The following is a 23,658-nucleotide window of genomic DNA, read 5'->3' as shown; positions in this document are numbered from 1 at the left end:
TTACATGCGGGATAAAGTGAAACTTCATTCAGTAGGCGTTTTCTCCTTTTCCTACTGAATGTTAGTTGAACCAATCGGGCATTTAGGTGCCGTTTCTCACACTTAGACCTTTTGTATCTACTCAGGTCTTGATGTGGGAGTATTACGGCACCTTACATGCGGGATAAAGTGAAACTTCATTCAGTAGGCGTTTTCTCCTTTTCCTACTGAATGTTAGTTGAACCAATCGGGCATTTAGGTGCCGTTTTCTCCCGCTTGAACCTTTTGTATTCACCCAAGATTTTGAAGTGGGAGGCTTACGGCACCTTACATGCGGGATAAAATCGTAGGTTCGGATTAACCGGAACGACATTCAGACGATAGGCGCTTGGGTTCATGCTCGCGAGGGTCCGCCGTATCTTTGGAATCCAAGTGGCGGACCAGCTTACTTCCTTTTTGAGCGCATTCCCTTTAATAAAGTGATGTTTTCCAAATCGAGAAATCTATTATATGCTTCACTGTTTACACCGTATAAGGCAATTTTTCCCTGTTCATCATAATGTATTCCCCAGCCATATTTTTTCACTAAGGGGGAAGCCCGAAAACAAGCCTGTGGTTTTGAAAAAAAATGCTCTCGCATCTCTTCTGTATGATGCAATTCCATTTGATGTTTGATTAAATAGGTTTTAAATTGCACATCTTCTTCTGTATATTTGTAGGGATTATGCTTAATGAGCTCATATTGAATAGAGGCGATCGTGGGCTTGCCGTTTCTTGGAACAGGCTCTACAGCCGAATCAACCGTTGAATCCTCGGAACTTGTAATGAATGTATTTTTGTAGCTCACCGTAATCCCCCTTCGAAAAGTTTTTTCTCATCATCGTTCATTACTTTATAATTACGTACAGAAAAATGCCCATTCATCTTTACATACCTTCCGCGATAACGGAACTGTCTTAAAAAGTATATCTTTTAAAAAAGTACCATTCAAATGTTGAAATCACAACGTATTTGAAAAGAAAAGAGTGTCCAAAGAACAAAAGACGCCTAGACCCTGATTGGACACCTTCTACTTTAAGCACAATTTTATCGATGTCTGTTTTGCGTTTACCCCCGTAAGACGGGGACGATCTCAACAACTTGATGACTAAATTCCAGGGGATTCCTCCGCTACAAAGGCTTTGTGCTCAGCAATCCCCGCGCTTTATTCATCGTTTCTTTATATTCGAGCCGCGGTACGGAGTCGTGAACGATGCCGGCGCCGGCTTGAAGGTGCGCACGTCCCTCTTTTATAACAAGGGAGCGGATGGCAAGGGCGAAGTCGACATCGCCGTTCGCATTGACGTATCCGAGTGCTCCAGAGTATACACCGCGCTTTACATCTTCGAGTTCGTTGATGATTTGCATGGCCCGTACTTTCGGGGAGCCGGATACGGTTCCCGCAGGAAGCAAAGAGATTAAGGCATCCAACCCGGAACAGCCTTCTGTCAAGATGCCTTCGACTTCCGAGACGATGTGCATGACATGGCGATAGTACTCTATTTGCATATAGCTTCTAATGTCAAAGCTTCCGGGGACGCACACTTTTTCCATGTCTTCCCGGCTTAAATCAATCAGCATGCGGTGTTCGGACAGTTCTTTTTCATCCGTGATGAGTTCCTCCGCAAGTGCACGATCCTCTTCTTCGGTATGCCCACGTCGCCTTGTACCGGCAATCGGGTTCGTTTGGATTTTGTTGCCGTTTGATTTGATGAAGCTTTCCGGAGAGGAACCGAGAACCACATATTCTTTGAAGTCCACAAAAAACATATATGGTGAAGGGTTAGAGTTTCGCAGCACCCTGTAAAAATGAAACGGATCGGCTTTCACTTCCCCGCTCATTCTTTGTGAAAGGACGACTTGCTCCACTTCTCCTTTTAAAATGTAGCCTTTTGCTTCCTCAATACGCCTGATAAATTCCTCTTTTTCCATTTGCGGTTCAAAGTCGATCTGGCATTCTCCCAATGTTTCATCTGTATGGCCGTGGAAAACTTGCTCTTCCAGCTTTATTATTCTCTCTTCCAATTGTTCATTTGTCCGGCCTCCATCCAGGTTGATGGCCAAAATATAAATGGATTGAGCCAAGTGGTCAAAGACGATGACGTCTTCGTACACCATGAAATGAATGTCCGGCATGCCTATTTCATCTTCCAGTTCCTCGCCGATTTTGTTGTATTGGCGGATGGCATCATAGCCTACGTAGCCAACTGCGCCTCCGTAAAAAGGAAAAGGAACATCCAGCTCTATTTTGGGTACCGTACGTTGCAGAATTTGAAGCGGAAAGCCCGTTTCTTTTTTTACTACTTTCCCATTTTTTGAAACGATGCTCGTTTGATCTCCCTCACTGATTATTTCCATAATCGGATTTACGCCAATAAAAGAGTAGCGCCCTTGCTCGTTATGTTTCAAGGAGCTTTCAAGCAAAAATTTCTTCTTACCCTCCAATCGTAAAAATACTGTAATTGGTGTTAAAATGTCTCCGTTCAGCTTTTTCATTTTCATTCCCGGTTGGATTGTTTTGTTCATGTCGATTCTCCTTTACTATTTTTTAAAATAAAAAAGCCCCCGAACAAGCGTATCAATGCTTATTCGAGGGCGAACATTCGCCGCGGTGCCACCTCGTATTGGAAAAAGTCTTTCCATCTCGTTTCAGGCACGGGAATTTGAATTTCCGATGCCCTATCCATGTAACGGTGGAAGCCCCGTGTTTCCCTACTCATATTCAGAAAACAGCTCGCAAGCCCATTCCATTCGGGATTTCGCACCGGATTTCCACCAACACCGATTCTCTGTACCGAAAGTGCCCAAACGTACTCTTCTTGCTCAACGCGATTGTCATATGCTATTGTTTATCTTCCAAAAGACAAAAAGGCCCCTCATCCAAAGGACGAGGGACCGCGGTGCCACCTTTTTTAACTGTTGAAAACAGTTCTCTTCACAGCATGAGTATCTCATGCGTTCTCCCTTGTAACGACGGGATGTTTCGCCAAAGCCTACACCCCCGCAGGGTTCGGTTTGGAAGCTCGGAAGCCCATTCCCCGCCGCATTCACGCCGATTTGCACCAACCACCGGCTCTCTTCAGTGTTACGGAGGGTACTATTCTTCTTCATAGCCGTGCATTATGATTGTATTTGATATTATAAAACTTTTTTTGTATTGTCAATACTTTTTTTCTCATGCAAGGTGTGTATGATAAAATAAGGCGGGAATAGGGGGAATGCGTTGATGGGAAAAGAGCAACTGCTCATTGATATTTGCCTTTTGGCGGGGCGCATGATGGCACAAGCCGGAGCGGAAACATATCGCGTGGAAGACACAATGACACGTATGGCTGCAGCGGCCGGATTTCCGAACAGCCAAAGCTTTGTAACACCGACTGTCGTCATGTTTAACCTTGAACCAATGTATACAACGCATTTTGCACGAGTGAATGAAAGAGGTACGGATTTGGAAAAAATTGCACTCGTCAACAGCATCTCCAGACAGATGGTCAAAGGCGAGATCAACCTGAACGAAGCACAGCAAATGCTCAAACAGCTTGATGAAAAAAGCTTGTCTTTTCCTGCTTGGCTGCAAGTTGTGGCCGCCGCACTGGCAAGTGGGAGTTTTTTGCTTATGTTTAAAGGTATGTGGATCGACTATCTTCCAGCGGCATTGATTGGCGGAGCCGGATTTATTATATTACTGATTGCGCATTATCTCTCAAAGGTAAAATTGTTTGCCGAATTTTTCGCGTCATTTGTTATTGGCGGGCTGGCAGTTTTATCAGTTCAGTTCGGATTCGGAAGGAATCTTGATTTGATCATTATTGCTTCCGTCATGCCGCTCGTTCCCGGGTTGCTCATTACGAATGCAATCCGTGACTTAATGGCGGGACATTTTATGGCGGGTGTTTCGAAGGGAGCCGAAGCGTTTTTGACGGCGTTCGCCATCGGCGCGGGAGTTGCGTTGGTATTTTCGTTTTTTGTATGAGGCGAGCCCATGGCCGCCAAATTTTTCCATGTTTAGGAGTGTTTCTGATGTCGTATATGTTGACACAGATAGTGATGAGTTTTATATCAGCGGCGGGTTTTGGCATTATTTTTAACGCGCCGAGAAAATCATTGGTTTCGTGTGGAATTTGCGGAACAGTCGGGTGGATATTTTTTCGGACGATGACAGATTCTGGCATCGATGCGGTGCAGGCATCATTTGTCGGCGCTTTTGCGGTGGCGCTTGCCGGCCACGGATTGGCGAAGTATTATAAGACACCGATCATTATTTTCATCGTCGCCGGCATTATCCCGCTCGTTCCTGGCGGTGCCGCCTATGAGGCGATGCGTCATATCGTGAGTAATGATTATTCAGGTGCAATTCCGCTTGCTTCCAAAGCATTCATCATTTCCGGAGCGATTGCGATGGGCCTTGTTTTTGCCGAGGTGTTTGTCCAGCTTGTTTCAAGAATGGGAGCCAAAAAAGCATAGCCTTCTACAGTTTCTTTCGAATCCAGCGAATCGAATCGACTCCGCAATGCGGATGAATGTTTCGATATTCTTTTTCCAATTCCGACAAGGATAGTTGTAATAGGTCCTCTTTTTTCATAATCCTAATAGCCGTCAACTGAGCGATTAAGTCTTTTCGTCTGCTTTTTACCGCTTGAGCCAACTAAGATCCTCTCCTTTTCATCCTGATAGGTTTACTCTATTTTAAACCTCATAATTCCTATTTGTAAACTCATATTTAAATCTATCGTCTTCTTTATAGGTTCGCAAGAGCGGTTTCCCACCGTTTTTGAAACAAAAAAACACTTACAAGGCTGGAGCTTGTGAGTGTTTCTTATGTCATGTTATAGGTCAGATTGAAACTGCTTGTTTTTCTTTTTTTCCCATTACGGAAGTACTGTGAAGCGGTTGAAGCTTGGCGTCTGGATCAATGTGCAATTTCGCATTGCTGATTGCAATAGGCGCTTCTCCAAATCCGGTCGCGATCAACTTTACTTTCCCCTCATATGTACAAATATCCCCTACTTCCCTTTTTGGATAGAACATTCCAAATACTTAAACAGTAAGCTATCATAATCCTTTCTTAATATAAACCCTTACATTCTAACTTTTTAGAAAAATGTCGAAAAACCAGGTCGATTTAAGTAACTTTTTGTCAAAGAAAGTATGTTGGCAGAGGAGATACAGAGTGATCAAAATCAGAGGCCCGATCATGATAGTAGAAATCCTGCTAAGTCGAAGTTTTGGATGATATTCAAAAAACGGATGGCCAGGGAGGGGACGCAGGAAAGTCGCTCCCGTAGCCTAAAGTAAAGGTTATGATGGATTATTTTTCTTCAGGTATGTCACAGCCCTCATCCCCGCAAGCTGTCCCTTCCTCTCCAAGATCCTGTAAAACAGGTGCTTGTTCATCTTCATCCCATACCTTTTGCAGGGCATTGAGGAAGGTTTGCATCGGCTGGGCACCTGAAATCCCGTACTTTTGATTGATAACGAAAAATGGCACACCACGCACACCCATTTGCTGCGCCGCTCTTTCATCATGGCGGACCTCCGCCGCGTAAGCAGAGTCATCCTTAAGTACTGCCAGCGCTTCCTCCCGGCCAAGGCCCGATGCTTCAGCGATATTCGCTAAAACAGCATGATCGCCAAGGTGTTTGGATTCTGTAAAATAGGCATACAGCAATTTTTCCGCCATCTCCTGGCCTTTCCCTTTCTTTTTGGCAAAATGGGTTAACCTGTGGGCATCAAACGTGTTGGTTGGAATCAATGTATCAAACTGAAAATCCAGCCCCTCGTCGGCTGCCTGCTGACGGATGTTTTCCCCCATTTGCTTTGCTTTCTCCACAGTCATTCCGTATTTTTCCGCCAGCCTTTCATGATTGCTTTTTTCTGTGTCCCGCGGAGCGTCGGGATCAAGTTCAAAGCTTTTAAACTCTACTTGCACCTGGTAGCGATGGGCAAATTGATTTAATGCTTTTTCCAAACGGCGCTTTCCAATATAGCAAAAAGGACAGGCATAATCGGACCAAACTTCAATTTTCATAAGAGCACCTCTTTTACAGTTGTTTGGAGTTGAAACTGCCCAACACCCGGACATCATGGCCATACGTTTTTAAAATGGATATGGCCTTTTGCAAATTGATTTCGTGTGCGCCCAATTGCGCTTCAACGAAAAATCGGTACGTCCCCAACTTTTTCTTCGTCGGCCGGGATTCAATCCAAGACAAGTTGATATCAAGGGAGGAAAAGACATTTAAAATGATGGCCAGCAATCCCGGACGGTCTTGCATCGGCGTAATCAGGAGCATTGATTTGGTGGCCTCGGGCACCTCGGTATGTTCCTTTGAAATGATGATAAATCTTGTTGAATTCCCCTCAAAATCATGGACATTTTTTTTAGCGATCTCAAGGCCGAATGTTTTGGCCGCCCATTCGGATGCGATGGCACCGGCATGCTTATCGTCTGCTTTCACAAGCGATGCGGCTGCATTCGCCGTACTGCTGTAATGTTTTATTTTCGCATTCATTTTTCTGATAAAGTTCCGGCATTGCGCAAGTGCAGGGGCTATGGACCAAACTTCGCGAATGTCGTCAACATCTGCCCCTTCGACCGTCAACAGATGAAGCGCGACAGGCAAAATCGCCTCCCCTTCAATCCAAACATTGTTTGTGACCAATCCATCGGTCGTTAATGTGATCGTACCTTCAATCGCATTTTCAATCGGGACGATTCCTTTATCCATTTCCCCTTGCGCCACAGCTTCTATCACGTCAAAGATGCTGTCGTGCATAATCAGTTCCACGCCATTTGGCGGAAAATAACGAAGGGCGGCTTCCTCCGAAAACGTTCCCTTCGGCCCTAAATAAGCTACATTCAAAATTAACTTACCCCTTTAAGTAATTGATAAATTTGTATTTTAAGAAAAGCGCAAGCGCCTGTTGAACAACGTACAAACTCGAGCATTCCACAATGAGATCAGGCGAAGCTTCAAACAGCGAGAGCTTTTCCGCTGATTGTTAGTTGAGCTAATCGGGATTTGACTGGCAGTTGATTCCCCTTTACGTTTTTCGGTTACCTTGATAGTAAAGGGGCGGCGCAGTACCTAGCAGATTGCTTCAAAGTTCATGCATTCGCTTCGTTAGCATAACCTTTGTGGAGTTTTGTGTCGGGCTGAATTTGGCTTATCATGCTTTAAATTCACTCCCTCGAAAAAACAACCACGCAGAAAAAGCGGAACTTCTTCAAGGAGAGCGAAGTTTACAGGCGCTATAACTGGAAAACGCCAGTCGCCGGCCAACTCCGCGCGAATATTCATACAAATGTTATATTTCTCACCTTGTAAAGTAAACTTGCCAGCGCAAAGCCTTTGGGTACACAAGGGTGCCTAGCGGCACTTCTACTTTGGGATACACATTTTCATTTTTTACGCTAACCATTCATCACTGATCATTTGTGAAAAGGGCTTTGACTCGCAAAGCCCTGCTGCTGTTTTGATATGATGCCTCTTTTTCAATCCCGTTCCTTATTTGCTGAGTGCTTCTGTTAAAGATGGAACGATTTGTTTTTTCCGGGACACAACGCCTTTTAACACACATTGATTTTGGTCAAGTGAGACGTTAAAGGCCTGCTCAACCGATTTAGCTGCTTTTCCAGCCGCAATGGCGGTTGAGTCGTTTGTTAAAATGTCGGTCACGACAAAAAGGAAAAGGTCGAGTTCACGCTCGGCGATCACTTTTTCAAGCGCCTCTTCAATTTCAGCTTTGCGCACAAGTACGTCTTCGACGCCAACGGCATTGACTTGGGCAATTTCCACTTTTGCCTGTCCCATTTGAAACTGCTTGGCATCTTGCGACAACAATTCATCAACCGATTTTCCGCTCACGTCTGCCCCGGCTTTGAGCATTTCCATTCCGTATGCTTCCACATCGACACCCGCTATTGCCGCCAGTTCTTTTGCGGCTTCGATATCACGTTCGGTGCATGTTGGAGATTTGAACAACAGAGAGTCGGAAATAATCGCAGATAACATGAGACCAGCGATTTTCTGTTCAATTTCCACTCCGTGTTCTTCGTACATTTTTTTCAAAATTGTTGCCGTACAGCCGACTGGTTCTGCCCGAAAATAAAGCGGGTCGCTCGTTTCAAAGTTGGCGATCCGGTGATGGTCGATCACTTCAGCAATTTGTACTTCGGTAATGTCATCCGCACTTTGTTGACGTTCATTATGGTCAACCAAAATAACCTTTTTGGCTTCGTTGGCCACAGTGTTGACTTCACGCGGCGCCTCAACGTTGAAGTAATTGAGCGCGTATTCCGTCTCGCCATTAATTGGCCCAAGGCGAACCGCCTCAACATTTTCGCCCAATTTCGTTTTCAGGTCGGCATAGACAAGTGCAGAACAGATAGAGTCAGTGTCCGGATTTTTATGTCCAAAAATGAGTGTTTTTTCCATCGCTCTTCTCCTTACTCTCTTTATATATGATTTCGTCAATACCATTTATTTTAACATATTGAATGATTTTTTCCCTGCTTTCAACCCCCTATAATGTTAAAATAACACAATAGAGGGGGCGAATGAGCGATGAAAAAATGGATCGTTATGCTGCTTGTATTAATGGCCGGGCTCACAATGGCGGCTTGCAATAAGGGGCCACAACCAGAAGAACGGTTTGCTGCGTATGTTGATGAATGGAACGACCAGGATTTTAATAAGATGTATGATTATCTTTCGGCAGATGCCAAGGAAAAAGTCTCCAAAAATGATTTTGCCAATAGATATAAAAAGATATACGAAGACTTGAACATTAAAAATGTAAAAATAACTTTTAAAAAGCCTGAAGAAGTGAAGGAAAAAGATGGTAAAGTCCAATTTCCTTTTTCAGTCCAAATGGACAGTATTGCAGGCAAGATTTCATTTGACCATAAAGCAGTACTCACGGAAGAGGAACAGAATGATAATAAAAACTGGTATGTAAACTGGGATACAACGTTTATTTTTCCCGATCTTGAAGAGGGCGATAAAATCAGCCTTTCCATGACACCTGCGAAACGCGGGGATATTGTGGACAAGAATGGCGTCGGGCTTGCCGTTACAGGGAAAGTGTCGGAGATCGGGATCATTCCCGGAAAAATGGGAGACCAAGAAGAGGAAATCATTACGAAAGTAGCTGAGTTGCTTAGATTGGAACCTGGAAACATTAAAAAAGAATTATCTGCATCATGGGTACAGCCGGAACATTTTGTACCGTTGAAAAAAATACCGGGTGATGATACGGAGTTGCTTGAAAAAGCAACAAGCATTCCTTCCGTTAGTAACCGAAGCGTAGAAGCACGGGTTTATCCGCTCGGGGAGGCGGCGGCCCATTTGATCGGCTATGTGGGTCCGATCACGGCAGAAGAGCTGGAAAAAGCCGGTTCCGGATATCAATCATCCGATGTAATCGGAAAAAGAGGCTTGGAGCAGGTTTTTGAAAAACAACTAAAAGGAGAAAATGGTGTCAAAATTCTAATCAAAAAGAAAAACGACTCTGAGGCCGTACTGGCGGAAAAACCTGTAAAAGACGGAGAAAGCGTACAATTGACAATCGACTCGGGTTTGCAACAATCCGTTTTTAACGAGCTGAAAGACGAAGTGGGATCGGCCGCCGCTTTGCATCCGGTAACAGGCGAAACGCTCGCTTTAACAAGCAGCCCAAGTTTCGATCCAAATATGCTTTCTTTAGGCGCGAGTGCCGAAGAGTGGAAAGCATTACAAGAAAATGACAAAGAGCCGCTCCTCACCCGTTTTAAAGCATCCTTCGCACCAGGTTCGGTGATGAAGCCGATTACCGCGGCGACAGCCCTTGAAGCAGGCGCAGTCGATTGGAAAAAAACGTACGATATTAACGGCAAGTCCTGGAAAAAAGATTCCTCCTGGGGCGGCTATTCCGTTACCAGAGTGACAGAAGCAAATGGTCCGGTCAATTTGGAAAAAGCGCTCATTTTATCGGACAACATTTATTTTGCGATGGCGGCCCTTGACCTCGGAAAAGATAAGTTTACGAAGGGGTTACAATCGTTTGGGTTTGAAGAAGATATTCCTTCCTATGGATACCCGCTTGAGCAATCGAAAATCGGAGACATCGATTCTGACATTGCATTGGCAGACTCCGCGTACGGACAAGGAAAGATCCAGATGAACATTGTTCATTTGGCCGCAACATACACTCCTTTTGCGAACAAAGGGAACATGATTCAGCCAATATTGGTAAAAGAAGAAAAACCAGGAACCGTTTGGAAAGAAAAAGTGATGAGCGAACAGACAGCGACAGCTATTCAAGATGCGCTAGTGAAAGTCGTAGCAGATCCTAGTGGAACAGCACGTTCGGCGAGAATACCTAATTATCCGCTCGCGGGTAAAACAGGAACGGCCGAGTTAAAAGCAAAACAAGGGGAGAAAGGAAAAGAAAACGGCTTTTTCGTGGCATACAATCCGGAAAATCCCGAGCTGCTGATCGCCTTGATGGTCGAGGGCGTTGAAGGCCGGGGCGGTTCAGAAATTGCCGTCAATAAAGTGAAAAAGATATTTGAGGGGAAATAAAGAAAAGGGGTGGCCTTTTGGGGCCGTCCCTTTTTTGAACACATATTTTTCTTTGAAACGGTAAAAAAGAATGGACTGCCTGCCCGGTTGAATACCGATCCACACCCGCTGTCTTTTTTAAGTCTGTCTACTGGTCAAACCAGTACTAAGTCTGTTTACTAGTCAAAGTATGTCCGGCACTAAGCTTTTTCTATTTCAATTCTCCAATGAATGCCCGTTCCGATGCCATATTTTTTAGCAAAAGATTGCTGATTAATGGCAATAGCCACATTATCGAGCGAATTAATATATACGAGGGGCTCCCCTTTTTTGGTGGCCGCAAACGAGCGTCCGTAAATCATGGTTTCGTTATATACTAAAATAGAATTGTGCTTAATGGCTACATTTACTTTATCATTGTAGTCGATGTTCAAATCAATGAGCGCAGGTCTGCTGATATTCGTCCAAAGATTGCCGTAACGAACATCCAACACATCGACCATTCCGTATACTTTGCCGTTTTTTCGGTATGCGTCGATATAAGGCAGTGTCACAATGAGACCCAGATCCAGCTTTGGACCCACTTCCTCAAATGTCATTTTTCCCGAAGCGAGACGAGCGCCAGTATAGGCATAAATGTCCCTGCCATGAAATGTATGGGAAGCACCAGAGTTCGGAAGCCGGTTTATTGTTTCATCGATGAGTCTTAATTCCTTAATACCGATTTCTTTATGAACGTGAGTAAGCGTGCCGTTGTCCGGTGTCACGACCCAATGATTGGAAGCCGTTCGCGCGACGACACTCCGACGGTCTGTTCCAACCCCAGGGTCCACCACCGATACGAAAACCGAATTTTCCGGCCAGTATTCAATTGTCTGCAACAGCCGGTAAGAGCCTTCCCATATATCAAAAGGCGGGATTCTATGAGTCAAATCAAATATTCTGATAGCCGGATCAACACAATTGGCCACGCCGTACATAGCGCAGACAGCACCATCTGCCAATCCAAAATCCGATTGAAAAATTAAGGGGTTACCCACCGCTTTCTTCCTCTCCCATGATGTATTTGGGCTTAAAAAAATGTTGCGAATAATACGCTATCTTAATACACGGCGAGCCCTTTGTCAAAAGGTCTCCGCCTATTTTACACACTTTTTTCCAATTGAATGTGCGCAAATCGATTCCGGGGAGAGATGAAAGCATAGTATCCTTTATCTATTCTGATACAGGATGAATTTTTTGAATACAAACGAGTCAATGTTAAATGAAAAGGCATGAGCCCGGGACAATTCCAGGTTCATGCCCAACAACTTACTTCACATCCGTACTATTCTGATCAAGATCGTTCCAGCATCCGATCCAGCGCCATTTTGGCAAAGGTGGCTGTTTTATCATCAACTTGAATCACATTATGGCCTTCGCCTTCCATAATTGTATCGAGGCACCAAACAAGGTGCGGGAGATCGATCCGGTTCATCGTAAGACACGGACACATATGGGGATTAAGCGAAATGATGTGCTTGTCCGGGTGTTCCTGTATCAAGCGATTCACAAGGTTCATTTCAGTACCGATGGCCCAGGCGGACCCCGGCTCTGCTTTTTCAATCATATTGATAATGTAGGTTGTGGAGCCCGCCATGTCTGAAAGGGCAACCACTTCACGCCTGCATTCCGGATGAACGATGATGTTCATATTCGGATAATTTCTTCGGACTTCTTCGATATTTTTCACTGTAAAATTTTCGTGAACAGAGCAATGGCCTTTCCAAAGAAGTACTTTGATATTTTCCACCGGTCCATCATACTCCAGTTCGTCCGTGATCGGATTCCACACCGCCATTTCATCGAGACTGATGCCCAGACTGTAAGCTGTATTTCTCCCCAAGTGCTGGTCGGGCAAAAAGAGAATCCGCTCCTTTTGCTTGAACGCCCACTGAACCATTTTTTCAGCATTGGAAGATGTGACCGTGGCGCCACCGTTTTGGCCGACGAAAGATTTAATGGCGGCTGTTGAATTAACGTATGTGAGTGGCAGGATGGTATCGCCAAATATGTTTGTAAGCTTTTCCCATGCCCGTTCCGTCTGATAAATATCAGCCATATCCGCCATCGAGCATCCCGCCCGCATGTCCGGTAAATACACTTTTTGATTATCAACTGTCAATATATCGGCTGTTTCCGCCATAAAATGAACCCCGCAAAATACGATATGTTCGGCTTCGCGATTTTTCTCCGCCATTTGCGCAAGCTGCAACGAATCCCCTCTCACATCGGCGAATTGGATAACTTCATCTTTTTGATAGTGGTGGCCGGGAATGAACAGCTTTTTTCCAAGCTGCGCTTTTATATCACGCACTCTCGCTTCCAATTCTTGTGTTGGCATATTCCGATACTTATCCGGAAGTATATGAGACTGCTTTTCCAACGTTTCGAAAATACTCATACTCTGTCTCCTCCTAGTCTTGATAAATGATGTGATTACAACAAAAATGAGCTTGGACGACACAACCTCCCTCAGCAGGTTTCTCTCAATACACAAATGTCCACTTTTACGCTTATGTCGAACGAGGAAATCGAGTGTGTCAAAAAACCGAGAGAAATATAGTCCACTCCTGTTTCTCCGTAGTCCCTGAGGTTATCCATTGTGATACCTCCGGATGCTTCCGTTATGATCCCTTCGGGAACAAGCTTCACCCATTCGCGTATATCTTCGGGGCTTCTGTTATCAAACATAATGACATCGGCTTTTGCTTCAACAGCTTCGATCACTTGTTCTTTTGTCTCCGTTTCGACTTCAATGTTGATCATATGGCCTGCGCTTTCCCTGATAGCTTGGACCGCTTTTTTTATAGATCCGGCGAAGGCGATGTGGTTGTCTTTGACCATTGCCCCGTCGTACAGGCCATACCTATGGTTGTAACCCCCACCGCAACGGACGGCATATTTTTCAAGCATTCGCAATCCGGGTGTTGTTTTCCTCGTATCGCATACTTTTACCTTGGTTCCGCGCAGCGTTTCAACCGCTTTATCTGTTTTGGTCGCGATACCGCTCATCCGCTGAACCAAGTTCAAGATGACACGCTCACCTTTTAACAAGCTTTTGATTGGTCCGGAAGCAATGGCCAGCCGCTGCCCCCGTTCAACGCGCTCGCCGTCCTTCACGTTTATGTCAAGCCCAATCGCCGGGTCCAATACCGCGTATCCGGTTTGAATCACATCTTCTCCGCAAAAAATCCCCTCCTCCTTTGCAATAAAAACGACTTGGCCATGCTCCCGATGTGCGAAGATTTGACTCGAGACGTCACGGTCGCCGATATCCTCCAAAAAAAATTGTTCAAGTAGCAACCGAAGCTTCAGTTTGTTCATTTTGTCCCATCCTTTTTCTGCATTGTATAATTCTTTTTCCTGTCCATACGTGATTATTTTCACAAGGAAAGTCGAGACGAAAATGACCTCCCCTGCTTTCAGTTCTTTTTAAAGCGGAATCCGCCACAAGCCAGGCGGTAATCCCCATGAAAACCCGCTCTATCTCTTCCGTCTTCAAGTCGTCCAAACTTGCCGCCAACCATTGCCTGATTCGAGCATTTTCCAACCAGTAAATGTGTTTTTGCAAGCCCCTTTCCGTCCGGGCTATACCAACGTGATCCATCATCGACCTCTGGATGTCTTGCTTTTTCGGCAAACCCTCTGGCGGACGAACAAACTTCTTCTTTGGCTTTGCATCTAAAAAAGCTTCTTCTTTAAAAGGATTTGCCTGTACCCATTCGGCCAGGCTTTTCCCCATAAACAGCCCCTCCAGCAACGAATTGCTTGCAAGCCGATTCGCGCCGTGAAAGCCTGTTGAAGCGGCTTCCCCTATCGCGTACAGTCCGGAAACATTCGTCCTGCCGATCAGATCCGTCTTGATTCCGCCCATGAGAAAGTGGCTTCCCGGTGCAACCGGAATTCCGTCATGCCAATTGACGCCATTTTTTTCACAAAGAGAGGCGACTGTCGGAAACCTTTTCGAAAAGCTGCCCACATACGACACATCAAGAAATACAGGATTGCTCTCCCGCAAATGGTGATATATGGTTTGCGCTACGATATGTCTTGGCGCCAAATCGCCAAGTGGATGAACACCGTTCATGATAGGTCGGCCAGTGTCATCCACGAGTCTTCCGCCTTCTCCACGGACTGCTTCCGAAATAAGGCCGCGAGTCTGCCCGTCGATATATAAAAGTGTTGGATGGAATTGAATAAATTCCATATCGGTCAATTCGGCTCCGGCCCTGTATGCAAGCGCAATACCGTCGCCAGTAACGGAATGTGCGTTTGAAGTATGGGTATACAACTGGCCGCAGCCGCCTGTTGCCACTACTACATGCTTGGCAAAAAAACACACGACTTTTCCGTTGACATCCTTCGCTTTCGCTCCTGTACATTTCCCGATTGCCGAATCTATTATTAATTCATAAGCAAACATATTTTCAAAGACTGTGACATTGTCGGGGAGGTTGGCGACAAAGTGCTCCATAAGCGTTGCGCCGGTAGCATCTCCGCCCCCATGAACGATCCTTTTTTTAGTGTGGGCTCCTTCCATGCCGAGAACGATTTCTCCTTGTTCATCTCGATCAAAAGGACAACCTTCGTTTACAAGACCACAGATAAGCTTTGGCGCCTCTTTCGTAATAGTCCGAACGACATCAGGATTGTTATGGAAACCGCCGGCTTTCATTGTGTCAGCACCATGTGTTGATGGATGATCAGTTGGACCAACCGCCGCCGCAATTCCTCCTTGAGCCAAGTTTGAATTGCCATCTTTTAGAGAGGACTTTGTGATAATGATCACATTTATGCCACTGCGAATTTCTTTCGCCAGCTTTAAAGCGGCGATCCCGCTTCCTATGATTAAGACGCTCGCTTTTTTCATGATTCTCCTCCTGGTTGTTTACAGGTGTCTTGACACATATATTTACATAGATTTACACTTATGACAAGTTCTTTTTTATAAAAAGAGGTTTTTAACAAGAAAAGCCCAAGCGTCCGGCCTTAAGCGGGAAGAATGAGACAGATTACAAAGACAGACACTATAGGAAAATGGCCGTCTGCACCAACTTTTGAAACTGCTTCTTGAACATTTCAAAAAATGGGGCCTCAAGACGATAACGCCTAGCGGCTTAACATCACTTTTTTTGAAAAAACTTGCGTTTTTCCTGATGATTGCCCCGCAATAACGCCTTTCCTGTAAGAATAAAAACACAAGCGCAAGCGGCAACCATCTCGAAAAACGGATTTTTTCTTTCGAGCGCAAATATACTGATGAGCATTCCTTGTCCTGTCACTGCACCTGCGCTGCTGGACATTCTGTCCGATACATTCCAGAAATAATGTACTTGCCATGTCTAGTGCTGTATTTGTAGTCAACAACAGAAAGCGGGGGGAAATCGTGCAATATTTTGATTATGCAGCTTCTTGTCCTCTGGATGAAGAGGCGGCCAAAGCATATGTAAAAGCTTCTGCCGAATTTTATGGCAATGCAAGCAGTCTTCATGACATTGGAGACAAAGCCAGACAGCTTTTGGAACATTGCCGGGGAGAATTTGCCCAATTGCTCTGGGCTCCTAAAGATGGCATTTATTTTACAAGTGGGGGGTCCGAAGGGAACTTCCTCGCGATTCAGGCCTTGCTATCGGCTTCTCCCAAAGAAGGAAAGCACATTGTGACCGGCATGGCCGAACATTCATCGGTTGCCAATACAATGAAACTATTAAAAAAATCCGGTTACGACATCACATTTTTGCCGCTTCAACCAGATGGGAAAATCAATCTAAGTGAATTCCAGAGCGCTCTCCGTGACGACACGGTGCTTGTAAGCATCCAGCATGGAAATCCGGAGATCGGCACAATCCAGCCTATCAAGGAAATGGCAGCACTTTGCCGGCACAATGGCATTCTTGTCCATAGTGACTGTGTTCAAACGTTTGGCAAAGCAGATATGTCAACCATTTCTCCTATGGTTGACAGCTTGACGATTTCAGGACACAAGTTTTATGGACCGAAAGGGATTGGCGTTACATACATCAATCCTTCGCTGACCTGGAAACCTTTTTATCCTGGTACAACTCACGAAAGCGGATTTCGTCCGGGAACCGTCAATGTTCCTGCGGTGGCTGCCATGTCTGTTGCGGCCAAAAGAGCAGTCGAACAACAAAGAATACAGGCAGAACACTTTTTCCATGTAAGAGAAGCTTTTATTCAATCACTCTCACCTGCTGAGTCTGCTTTTATCATCTACAATTCCGATTTGCCCTCCACGGTCGGAATGCGGCTAAAAGGGCTGGAAGGCCAATTTGTCATGCTGGAATGCAACCGCCGCGGCTTTGCGATCTCCACTGGCAGCGCCTGCTCCGCACATTTACAAACACCGTCCAAAACGATGACAGCCATGGGCATTACAGGAAAAGAAGCGAAAGAATTTATCCGTATTTCTTTCGGGCGGGAAACTACTGAGGAAGATGTCATACAGCTTGGGGAGACGCTTGTAAAAATAGCCAACCAATACTAGCCGGCTTCGGATTTTTCCGGAACCGGTCTTTTCATTGCTGGTTTCTTAAACTTTATAGATATTTTTCTTATATTTCAGAAAAATTAGCTCTTATTTTTGCATTTCTTCTTTTAAAATCGAACGATTCTGGCTTTCAAATAACGATTCTAAACATATCTCCGTACAGGAAGATGAAACCGCTATCCGAATTGGTAACAGCCATGACAGAATAACTGCGTTGGATTCAAGATGTAAGAGCGTTTTTCCAAACAGCCAGCCCGAAATGTAATCAAGTAAAAAGACTCCTTTTTGCTGACCCGAAAAAGCTGAGGGACATTGTGGACAAGCCAAAATCAATAAACTTCCCGTAAAGAATAAACGAATGTCAAGGAATTATAAACAACTGACTTTGCCATTCCAAGCCAATCACTGCTTAAGAACATGAGTTGAATATGGCTTTTTTAAGCGTTCATCTACTGTTACCTTTTGACAGTATACTCAAGAAAATTGTCCAAAAGAAAAATCCGCCAATTCATTCAATGAAACTGGCAGATTGTTAACATTTCAATATTTTATTCATTTGTTACTCCTCTACTTTGCTTAAACACCGCTCACACTCATTAAAATAGCATTCATGCATTTCTTGCATATCTTCTCCGCATTGGCAACATTGTTTGGCTGGAATGTTCCGGTAAAATTCGATTGGCATCATTGGACGTATCCTCCCTTTTCGTTGTTAAGCATATTGTATTATAACAGATTAAAAATGTCAACATCTGTTATATATCTGTAGTGATTTTTTGTGGAGACAAATGTTCCACTTGGTATGTTCCGGTTTTCAGTTATGTTATTTCCCTTTCGCTGGCTGCATCATCGTTTATTATTTGACTGCGTCATTAGCTTATAGATAAGCAGGTGTTTATTTCTTATTTTGAAAAAAACACCTGCTTTGTTCACTATCTACGCAGTAGTTATGGCAGACTTTCACCCTGAAGTTACTGTAAAAACAAAGCGCAATTTCCGGGCAAACCATTTACCTCTATTCGTTACCGATAAAGCGGCTGAGCATCCTACATTCTTAGAATGAAAGCTATTTATTGATTGCCTAACAATTGAGAAGTCGATGTTGTCAGGGGATTTTCGACGCCCCCAGACCGATTAGCGGCTCTTTTCTTTTTCCTCGCTCCCTTTCTTCCAAATGTCCCAAATCGCCTTGCCGTCACTATACTGACCTTCGCCATATTCGGTCGGCAGCAGGTCAAAGAAAATATAATAAACAGAAAAATAGACAAATTGATAAAAAAACATGTGCTTCGGCAAATATCCGGCGGAAATAGCCGAATTCACCAAAATAATGGATAACAGATTAAAAATGACTCCTCCGGCCCGAACAAGCGTCTGGGTAATCCGGTTGTTCACCTTTAAACCTTCGTAATAGCTGTAGCAATCAACGAAATATAACATCCGCATCTTAAAGATTCCCAACGATAAGAGCAATCGGCCCTGCCCCAAGACAACTTTCGCTTTCCCGCCGAAAAGTAACGCGAAAAACAAGTGGCCCGCGGAATGGATGAATGCCACGAGCGGAAGCGTCAGGAAGAATGCCCAAACGAACGTAATCATGTCATTCCAAGTAAACATGAAAGGGTCTCCCCCATAAAAATAATCCGTGCAATCATCCCCTATCACAATCGGCCCAAGATTAAACGTAAAATGCATTTTTTTACAGAAAATGTCCATATTAACAAACATAGTCCATGTTGGCTGGAGGTACGCTCATTGAACTTCTTCAAAAAAAAGCAATTAATGAAAGCTAAACAATCAAAGGATGGGACAAAAAAGGAACAAGAGCTAGAGGTTTTCTCCAATAAAATAACGGAAAACAGAAAGCGTTTTGAACAATTATTTTACTATCCAACGAATAATGCCTTGAAATTCAGGGAGCTGTACATCTCGTCCATCAACCGGCATGCTCTCATTTTATTCGTTGCCGGAGCGGTTGATACGAAGATGATCGATCAGCAAATTATAAAGCCTCTTCTTGAACCACAATCACAATCTACTGTTCGGAATGAAATCAATATCGTAACGGATATTATGCATAATGTCCTGACGACTGCAAGCGGCAAAAAAATAACGAAAATTAAAGAAGCTGTTGAAAATATGTTGAATGGCAGCACTTTGATTTTGATAGATGGGCAAAGAGACGGAATCCTAATTGATACGAACGGTTTTGAAAGCCGTTCTGTAACGGAGCCGACAGCCGAAACCGTTGTGAAGGGGCCTAAAACGGCGTTTATCGAGTCCGCGCAAGTTAACCGTTCCCTTATTCGCCGGCAATTAAAAGATCATCACTTAATAACAGAAATTGTCACTGTAGGGACGAAGTCTCCCCAGCAAGTTTCGGTGCTATACATTCAAAACATCGTGGATAAAGAGCTTGTTGCCACGGTAAAAAAACGAATAGAGGAAGTTCAGCAGGATGCTATACTGGAAATTTCCATGCTGGAAGAAGTGATCGAAGAAAGGCCCAGCTCTTTATTTCCGTCATGCATGACGACAGAACGCCCTGATCGTGCCTGTTCTTTTTTACTCGAAGGACACGTCATTTTGCTGATGGATAACTCTCCCGTCGCATTGGTGACACCCATTACGTTTTGGTCATTGTTCCAAACGGCGGAAGATCAATTTTTGCGTATGCCTTACGGCAATTTTTCACGAATCATCCGCTTAATCGCCTTATTTATCGGCTTGTTGACTCCGGCTTTTTTTCTGGCAGTCACAACTTTTCATCCGGAAATGATTCCGACAGATCTTCTCCTTGCCATGGCTGGAACAAGAGAAAGGATCCCTTTTCCAACTCTTTGGGAGATTGTGCTGATGGAAATAACATTTGAAATTTTAAGAGAGGCCGGAATCAGGGTTCCCACCCCACTAGGCGCCACCATCGGAATTGTAGGTGCCTTAATTCTTGGCCAGGCAGCCGTAGAGGCGAATATTGTCAGTCCTATTATGGTCATTATTGTGTCGATTACAGGCCTGGCCTCTTTTGCCATTCCGGATATCGGCTTGAGTGTGATCGTCCGGATTCTTCGTTTCTGCCTGCTCTTTGCCGCCAATTTTCTTGGCTTCATCGGCATTGCTTTGGCATTGACAGCTATCATGGCCTATGCCGCTTCGCTTAAAGCTTTTGGTGTGCCATTCTTTTCGCCGCTTGCCCCTTATACTCCTTCATCAAAGGACTTGTTTTTGCGCCCGGTTTTAAAGAAACAGTGGCTGAGACCGCAAAACATGTCTCCGCAAAGAAAGATTAGAGCAGCGCCGAAAGGGGAGGCGAAAGAATGATCAAAGCTACCGATGGCAAGCTGGGGACGAGAGAATTGTTTTCCATTATTTTTTTGATGCTGGCCATTAAAGTAACGGACACAACCCCAAGCATTTTCCTAAACACTGGAATAAATGCTGGTTGGATGTTACCCATTTTTTCATTTCTTTTTTTTCTCATTCCCTTCCTTTTGTTATTGGGATTGTTTCGTAAGCATCAAGTCGGGCTGATTGAAATGGCCAATAAATTGACGGGAAAATTTTTTGGGGGCGTCATCACGTTTATATTTATCAGTTTATCTATGGCAACAACTGTAATAAACACCCGCAGTTATGCGGATATTGTCATTACCATGTATTATCCGCACACTTCGGTGTTTATGATCTTGCTGGTTGCGATGGCTACGTGCCTTCTTGTCGCCATCCGCGGCTTGGAAACAATTGGGAGTACAGCCTGGCTAATCACACCAGCTATCCTTGTTTCCGCTGTGCTTCTTATCATTTTTGTAACAAAAGATCTGGAACCGGGGTTTATTTTTCCAATTGCCGGCCCGGGGATGTGGGACCTTATAAAAGGGGGAATCAGCTACAGCTCGTTTTTGGGAGGGGATATTATTATCCTTTTCCTGCTTGCTCCCTTTGTGCGCACTTATAAATCTTTTCAAAAAGCATCCATTTGGAGCTTCAGTGTGAGTTCCGCAAAAATGGTTATTTTTATGGCGGCATTTATTATGATGTTTGACTACCCGTCAGTTGAAAGTATTGCTTATCCGTACCATCACCTGACTAGGTTGGCTGCTGTTGGAGCGTTGTCTAACCATGTGGAAGCTATTTTTCTGGGATTGTGGTTTATGGGGGCGGCTGTTCGTTTTGCCATTTATATTTATATTTGTGCATTTTTACTGGGCAAGTTGATCCGCTTCAACGAATTTGAACGGCTTTTGCTGCCATTAACAGGCCTGATCATTTTGTTGGCATTAATGCCAGACAATTATTTTCAAGGATTTGAAGCAAGGAAACTGTTATTAAAGATTGGTTCAGGCTTTTTCTTTTCTCTTCCCGTGCTTTTATGGGGAATTGACCGCTTTAAGGGGAGGAAGAAAAAATGAAGCGTTTTTTTCTGCTATTGTTTAGCGCCTTTTCGATTATATTTTTGACAACGGGCTGTGGAGATAAAGAAGAACTGGAAAGGCAGGCCTTTGTCATCGCACTGGGGCTGGACAAAGATGAAAAGGATCACTTGATATCGGTCACCTTTCAGGTTGCCAATCCTCAAGTAAATACCTCAAAAGCCGCGGAAGCACAAAACGAACAGCCGTCTAATATTATATCTGTTTCAGCTCCAGATATATTTTCTGCAAAAGAGCTTACCCAGTCTTCCCTATCCAGAAAAGTTACCTTTGCCCATTTACGGACTATTATTATCGGGGAAGAGTTGGCAAAAACCGATGAATTTCGCCACATCATTGATTCTGCTGTTATTGACCCAGAACTGCGGCGGGAAAGTATTATGATCGTATCGCAAGAAAAGGCGAGTGATTATATTCATAAAAACAAGCCGGCGCTGGAAAGCAGCCCGCATAAATATTATGAATTCATGGAGGAAAGATGGGACAGTACAGGGCTTGTTTCAAAATCCAATTTAAATAACTTTTACCATCGGTCGGAAGGAGAGCTAGCCTTGATCATCTATGCCACAACCAAAAGAAATGAGACCGTTCATACAGATGAAGATACGTATAAGGCCGGGCAAGTTCCTCAAAAAGCCGGGGACCCTGTCCAGATGATCGGTTCTGCCGTCATGCAAAACAGAAAAATGATCGGTACCCTAAACGGGGAGGAGACAAGGATGGCTTTGCTAATAAAGCGGAAATCACCGATAAACTCGTTTGTTGCTTCGTTTATAGACCCTTTAAATGAGAAGTTCAGAATCTCGGCAAGGGTCATAAAGGACGGGCATACAAAAATTAACGTATCTCCTAATCAAGACCCCTTGAAAGTTGCTGTTTCTGTTCCAATCAAATTACAAGTTAGGTCCAACCCCGGGCTCACCAACTATACGACAAATGAAAAGAACCAAACCATTTTAAAAAAGTCGATAGAAAAGCAGTTGGAAAAAGATGCGCTGAAACTGATCAAAAAAACCAAAGTGGAATATAAAGGGGAACCGTTCGCTTGGCACATTAATGCAAGAAAACATTTTTGGACAATGAAAGATTTTCAAAAATATGATTGGGAGAAGCACTATCAGCATGCAAAAGTCGATGTGCGCTTTAAAGTAACGATCGAAAACTTTGGGGCGCAAATCAAGCCGATCCCGATAAAACCGTCAGAAAAGGACTGATCGCCCGTGCAATTTTTGTTCATTGGCATCCTTACCTTATTTTTAATGTATTACACATGGGGATTGACCAAGCATGCTTGGAAAGAGGGAAATAAATTTGGAGCGGCTATCATGGCAATCATGACTGCCGCTTTCCCGATCCTTTTTTATTTTAGCGGTTGGAAATAAAGTGAAACTTCATTCAGTAGGGCTCCTACTGAATGTTAGTTGAACCAATCGGGCATTTAGGTGCCGTTTTCTCACACTTGGACCTTTTGTATTTACTCAAGATTTTGATGTGGGAGGCTTACGGCACCTTACATGCGGGATAAAGTGAAACTTCATTCAGTAGGAGGTTTCTTCGATCTCCTACTGAATGTTAGTTGAACCAATCGGGCATTTAGGTGCCGTTTTCTCACACTTAGACCTTTTGTATTCACTCAAGATTTTGATGTGGGAGCCTTACGGCACCTTACATGCGGGATAAAGTGAAACTTCATTCAGTAGGAGGGTTCTTCATCTCCTACTGAATGTTAGTTGAACCAATCGGGCATTTTAGGTGCCGTTTTCTCCCATTTAGACCTTTTGTATTTACTCAAGATTTTGATGTGGGAGCCTTATGGCACCTTACATGCGGGATAAAGTGAAACTTCATTCAGTAGGAGGGTTCTTCATCTCCTACTGAATGTTAGTTGAACCAATCGGGCATTTAGGTGCCGTTTTCTCACACTTAGACCTTTTGTATTCACTCAAGATTTTGATGTGGGAGCTTACGGCACCTTACATGCGGGATAAAGTGAAACTTCATTCAGGAGGAGGGTTCTTCATCTCCTACTGAATGTTAGTTGAACCAATCGGGCATTTAGGTGCCGTTTTCTCACACTTAGACCTTTTGTATTCACTCAAGATTTTGATGTGGGAGT

At 44.2% G+C, this 23,658-nt stretch carries 19 protein-coding genes, 1 pseudogene and 2 other annotated features; of the genes and pseudogenes, 7 read left to right on the top strand and 13 right to left on the bottom strand.

Features of this window, described 5'->3' with window-relative positions; translation table 11 throughout:
* Positions 1-424 precede the first annotated feature (424 nt).
* Together JOC94_RS21235 and trpE are read right to left on the bottom strand one after the other, a co-directional pair.
* Positions 425-826 (bottom strand): DUF6157 family protein, encoded by a 402-nt coding sequence (locus tag JOC94_RS21235; RefSeq protein WP_205180313.1) that lies wholly within the window; start codon positions 824-826, stop codon positions 425-427.
* A gap of 323 nt (positions 827-1,149) precedes the next feature.
* Positions 1,150-2,544 carry an anthranilate synthase component I gene (gene trpE, locus JOC94_RS21230; RefSeq protein ID WP_236017179.1) on the bottom strand — a complete coding sequence of 465 codons (1,395 nt, stop codon included), beginning with the start codon at positions 2,542-2,544 and terminating at the stop codon, positions 1,150-1,152.
* Positions 2,545-2,606: 62 nt separating this feature from the next.
* Positions 2,607-2,854 (bottom strand) — a binding site (T-box leader).
* Between the two features lie 44 nt (positions 2,855-2,898).
* Positions 2,899-3,138, bottom strand: a binding site (T-box leader).
* A 106-nt stretch (positions 3,139-3,244) separates the two neighbouring features.
* On the opposite strand from trpE, the gene JOC94_RS21225 reads away from it, so the two are divergent.
* Positions 3,245-3,991, top strand: coding sequence for a threonine/serine exporter family protein (locus JOC94_RS21225; protein ID WP_077113218.1), 747 nt, complete (start codon positions 3,245-3,247; stop codon positions 3,989-3,991).
* Between the two features lie 47 nt (positions 3,992-4,038).
* Complete coding sequence (locus JOC94_RS21220; RefSeq protein WP_077113217.1) at positions 4,039-4,482, top strand: threonine/serine exporter family protein; 444 nt, start codon at positions 4,039-4,041, stop codon at positions 4,480-4,482.
* A 4-nt stretch (positions 4,483-4,486) separates the two neighbouring features.
* On the opposite strand, the gene fbpA is transcribed toward JOC94_RS21220, so the two are convergent.
* The 5 genes and pseudogenes from fbpA to JOC94_RS21195 form a co-directional block, all read right to left on the bottom strand.
* On the bottom strand, positions 4,487-4,663 hold the full coding sequence (fbpA, locus tag JOC94_RS21215) for a Fur-regulated basic protein FbpA (protein ID WP_205180311.1): 177 nt from the start codon (positions 4,661-4,663) through the stop codon (positions 4,487-4,489).
* Between the two features lie 188 nt (positions 4,664-4,851).
* Positions 4,852-5,022, bottom strand: a pseudogene (locus JOC94_RS21210) (ferredoxin--NADP(+) reductase); the annotation flags it as partial.
* Positions 5,023-5,326: 304 nt separating this feature from the next.
* Positions 5,327-6,046, bottom strand: coding sequence for a DsbA family oxidoreductase (locus JOC94_RS21205; RefSeq protein ID WP_205180309.1), 720 nt, complete (start codon positions 6,044-6,046; stop codon positions 5,327-5,329).
* A gap of 13 nt (positions 6,047-6,059) precedes the next feature.
* The gene (gene pheA / locus JOC94_RS21200) at positions 6,060-6,881 is read right to left on the bottom strand and encodes a prephenate dehydratase (RefSeq protein ID WP_077113214.1); all 822 of its coding nucleotides are present in this window, start codon (positions 6,879-6,881) and stop codon (positions 6,060-6,062) included.
* A gap of 645 nt (positions 6,882-7,526) precedes the next feature.
* Positions 7,527-8,456, bottom strand: a complete 930-nt coding sequence (locus JOC94_RS21195; RefSeq protein ID WP_077113213.1) for a manganese-dependent inorganic pyrophosphatase — start codon at positions 8,454-8,456, stop codon at positions 7,527-7,529.
* 129 nt (positions 8,457-8,585) lie between these two features.
* Between JOC94_RS21195 and JOC94_RS21190 the strand changes: the two genes are divergently transcribed.
* Entirely contained in the window at positions 8,586-10,583 is a 1,998-nt protein-coding gene (locus JOC94_RS21190; RefSeq protein WP_077113212.1) for a penicillin-binding transpeptidase domain-containing protein, read from the top strand.
* Positions 10,584-10,762: 179 nt separating this feature from the next.
* Here JOC94_RS21190 and JOC94_RS21185 read toward each other — a convergent pair whose 3' ends face one another.
* The 4 genes from JOC94_RS21185 to nadB form a co-directional block, all read right to left on the bottom strand.
* Positions 10,763-11,602, bottom strand: a complete 840-nt coding sequence (locus tag JOC94_RS21185) for an SAM hydrolase/SAM-dependent halogenase family protein (RefSeq protein ID WP_205180307.1) — start codon at positions 11,600-11,602, stop codon at positions 10,763-10,765.
* A 296-nt stretch (positions 11,603-11,898) separates the two neighbouring features.
* Positions 11,899-13,005 (bottom strand): quinolinate synthase NadA, encoded by a 1,107-nt coding sequence (nadA, locus tag JOC94_RS21180; RefSeq protein ID WP_077113210.1) that lies wholly within the window; start codon positions 13,003-13,005, stop codon positions 11,899-11,901.
* Positions 13,006-13,076: 71 nt separating this feature from the next.
* Positions 13,077-13,928, bottom strand: coding sequence for a carboxylating nicotinate-nucleotide diphosphorylase (gene nadC, locus JOC94_RS21175; protein WP_077113209.1), 852 nt, complete (start codon positions 13,926-13,928; stop codon positions 13,077-13,079).
* Entirely contained in the window at positions 13,897-15,474 is a 1,578-nt protein-coding gene (gene nadB, locus JOC94_RS21170) for an L-aspartate oxidase (protein WP_077113208.1), read from the bottom strand. Before nadB ends, nadC begins: the two co-directional genes overlap by 32 nt.
* A 516-nt stretch (positions 15,475-15,990) precedes the next feature.
* On the opposite strand from nadB, the gene JOC94_RS21165 reads away from it, so the two are divergent.
* Positions 15,991-17,109 carry an IscS subfamily cysteine desulfurase gene (locus JOC94_RS21165; protein ID WP_077113206.1) on the top strand — a complete coding sequence of 373 codons (1,119 nt, stop codon included), beginning with the start codon at positions 15,991-15,993 and terminating at the stop codon, positions 17,107-17,109.
* Positions 17,110-17,671: 562 nt separating this feature from the next.
* Here JOC94_RS21165 and yhfH read toward each other — a convergent pair.
* A complete protein-coding gene (gene yhfH / locus JOC94_RS21160; RefSeq protein ID WP_077113204.1) occupies positions 17,672-17,800 on the bottom strand; it encodes a protein YhfH in 129 nt (42 codons plus the stop codon).
* Between the two features lie 446 nt (positions 17,801-18,246).
* Entirely contained in the window at positions 18,247-18,729 is a 483-nt protein-coding gene (locus JOC94_RS21155; protein ID WP_077113203.1) for a hypothetical protein, read from the bottom strand.
* A 138-nt stretch (positions 18,730-18,867) separates the two neighbouring features.
* Here JOC94_RS21155 and JOC94_RS21150 point away from each other — a divergent pair, with 138 nt between their 5' ends.
* Genes JOC94_RS21150 through JOC94_RS21140 form a run of 3 tightly spaced genes read left to right on the top strand, consistent with a single transcriptional unit; the run spans position 18,868 to position 22,756 of the window.
* Positions 18,868-20,433: a spore germination protein gene (locus tag JOC94_RS21150; RefSeq protein ID WP_236017178.1), complete on the top strand. Its 1,566-nt coding sequence runs from the start codon at positions 18,868-18,870 to the stop codon at positions 20,431-20,433.
* Complete coding sequence (locus JOC94_RS21145; RefSeq protein ID WP_205180305.1) at positions 20,430-21,521, top strand: GerAB/ArcD/ProY family transporter; 1,092 nt, start codon at positions 20,430-20,432, stop codon at positions 21,519-21,521. Before JOC94_RS21150 ends, JOC94_RS21145 begins: the two co-directional genes overlap by 4 nt.
* Positions 21,518-22,756, top strand: a complete 1,239-nt coding sequence (locus JOC94_RS21140; RefSeq protein ID WP_077113201.1) for a Ger(x)C family spore germination protein — start codon at positions 21,518-21,520, stop codon at positions 22,754-22,756. Before JOC94_RS21145 ends, JOC94_RS21140 begins: the two co-directional genes overlap by 4 nt.
* The last annotated feature ends 902 nt before the right edge of the window (positions 22,757-23,658 follow it).

It is taken from the genome of Siminovitchia thermophila, assembly GCF_016909185.1.
Classification (GTDB): domain Bacteria; phylum Bacillota; class Bacilli; order Bacillales; family Bacillaceae_C; genus Siminovitchia; species Siminovitchia thermophila.
Note: the sequence above shows the minus strand (reverse complement) of the source record. Positions and strands in the feature narration are given on the sequence as shown.

Bases quoted from the DNA above. Each gene is read 5' to 3' on its own strand.
- trpE (WP_236017179.1), bottom strand. From the start codon at position 2,544: ATGAACAAAACAATCCAACCGGGAATGAAAATGAAAAAGCTGAACGGA.
- JOC94_RS21225 (WP_077113218.1), top strand. From the start codon at position 3,245: ATGGGAAAAGAGCAACTGCTCATTGATATTTGCCTTTTGGCGGGGCGC.
- JOC94_RS21220 (WP_077113217.1), top strand. From the start codon at position 4,039: ATGTCGTATATGTTGACACAGATAGTGATGAGTTTTATATCAGCGGCG.
- JOC94_RS21205 (WP_205180309.1), bottom strand. From the start codon at position 6,046: ATGAAAATTGAAGTTTGGTCCGATTATGCCTGTCCTTTTTGCTATATT.
- JOC94_RS21195 (WP_077113213.1), bottom strand. From the start codon at position 8,456: ATGGAAAAAACACTCATTTTTGGACATAAAAATCCGGACACTGACTCT.
- JOC94_RS21190 (WP_077113212.1), top strand. From the start codon at position 8,586: ATGAAAAAATGGATCGTTATGCTGCTTGTATTAATGGCCGGGCTCACA.
- nadA (WP_077113210.1), bottom strand. From the start codon at position 13,005: ATGAGTATTTTCGAAACGTTGGAAAAGCAGTCTCATATACTTCCGGAT.
- nadC (WP_077113209.1), bottom strand. From the start codon at position 13,928: ATGAACAAACTGAAGCTTCGGTTGCTACTTGAACAATTTTTTTTGGAG.
- nadB (WP_077113208.1), bottom strand. From the start codon at position 15,474: ATGAAAAAAGCGAGCGTCTTAATCATAGGAAGCGGGATCGCCGCTTTA.
- yhfH (WP_077113204.1), bottom strand. From the start codon at position 17,800: ATGATGCCAATCGAATTTTACCGGAACATTCCAGCCAAACAATGTTGC.
- JOC94_RS21155 (WP_077113203.1), bottom strand. From the start codon at position 18,729: ATGTTTACTTGGAATGACATGATTACGTTCGTTTGGGCATTCTTCCTG.
- JOC94_RS21145 (WP_205180305.1), top strand. From the start codon at position 20,430: ATGATCAAAGCTACCGATGGCAAGCTGGGGACGAGAGAATTGTTTTCC.
- JOC94_RS21140 (WP_077113201.1), top strand. From the start codon at position 21,518: ATGAAGCGTTTTTTTCTGCTATTGTTTAGCGCCTTTTCGATTATATTT.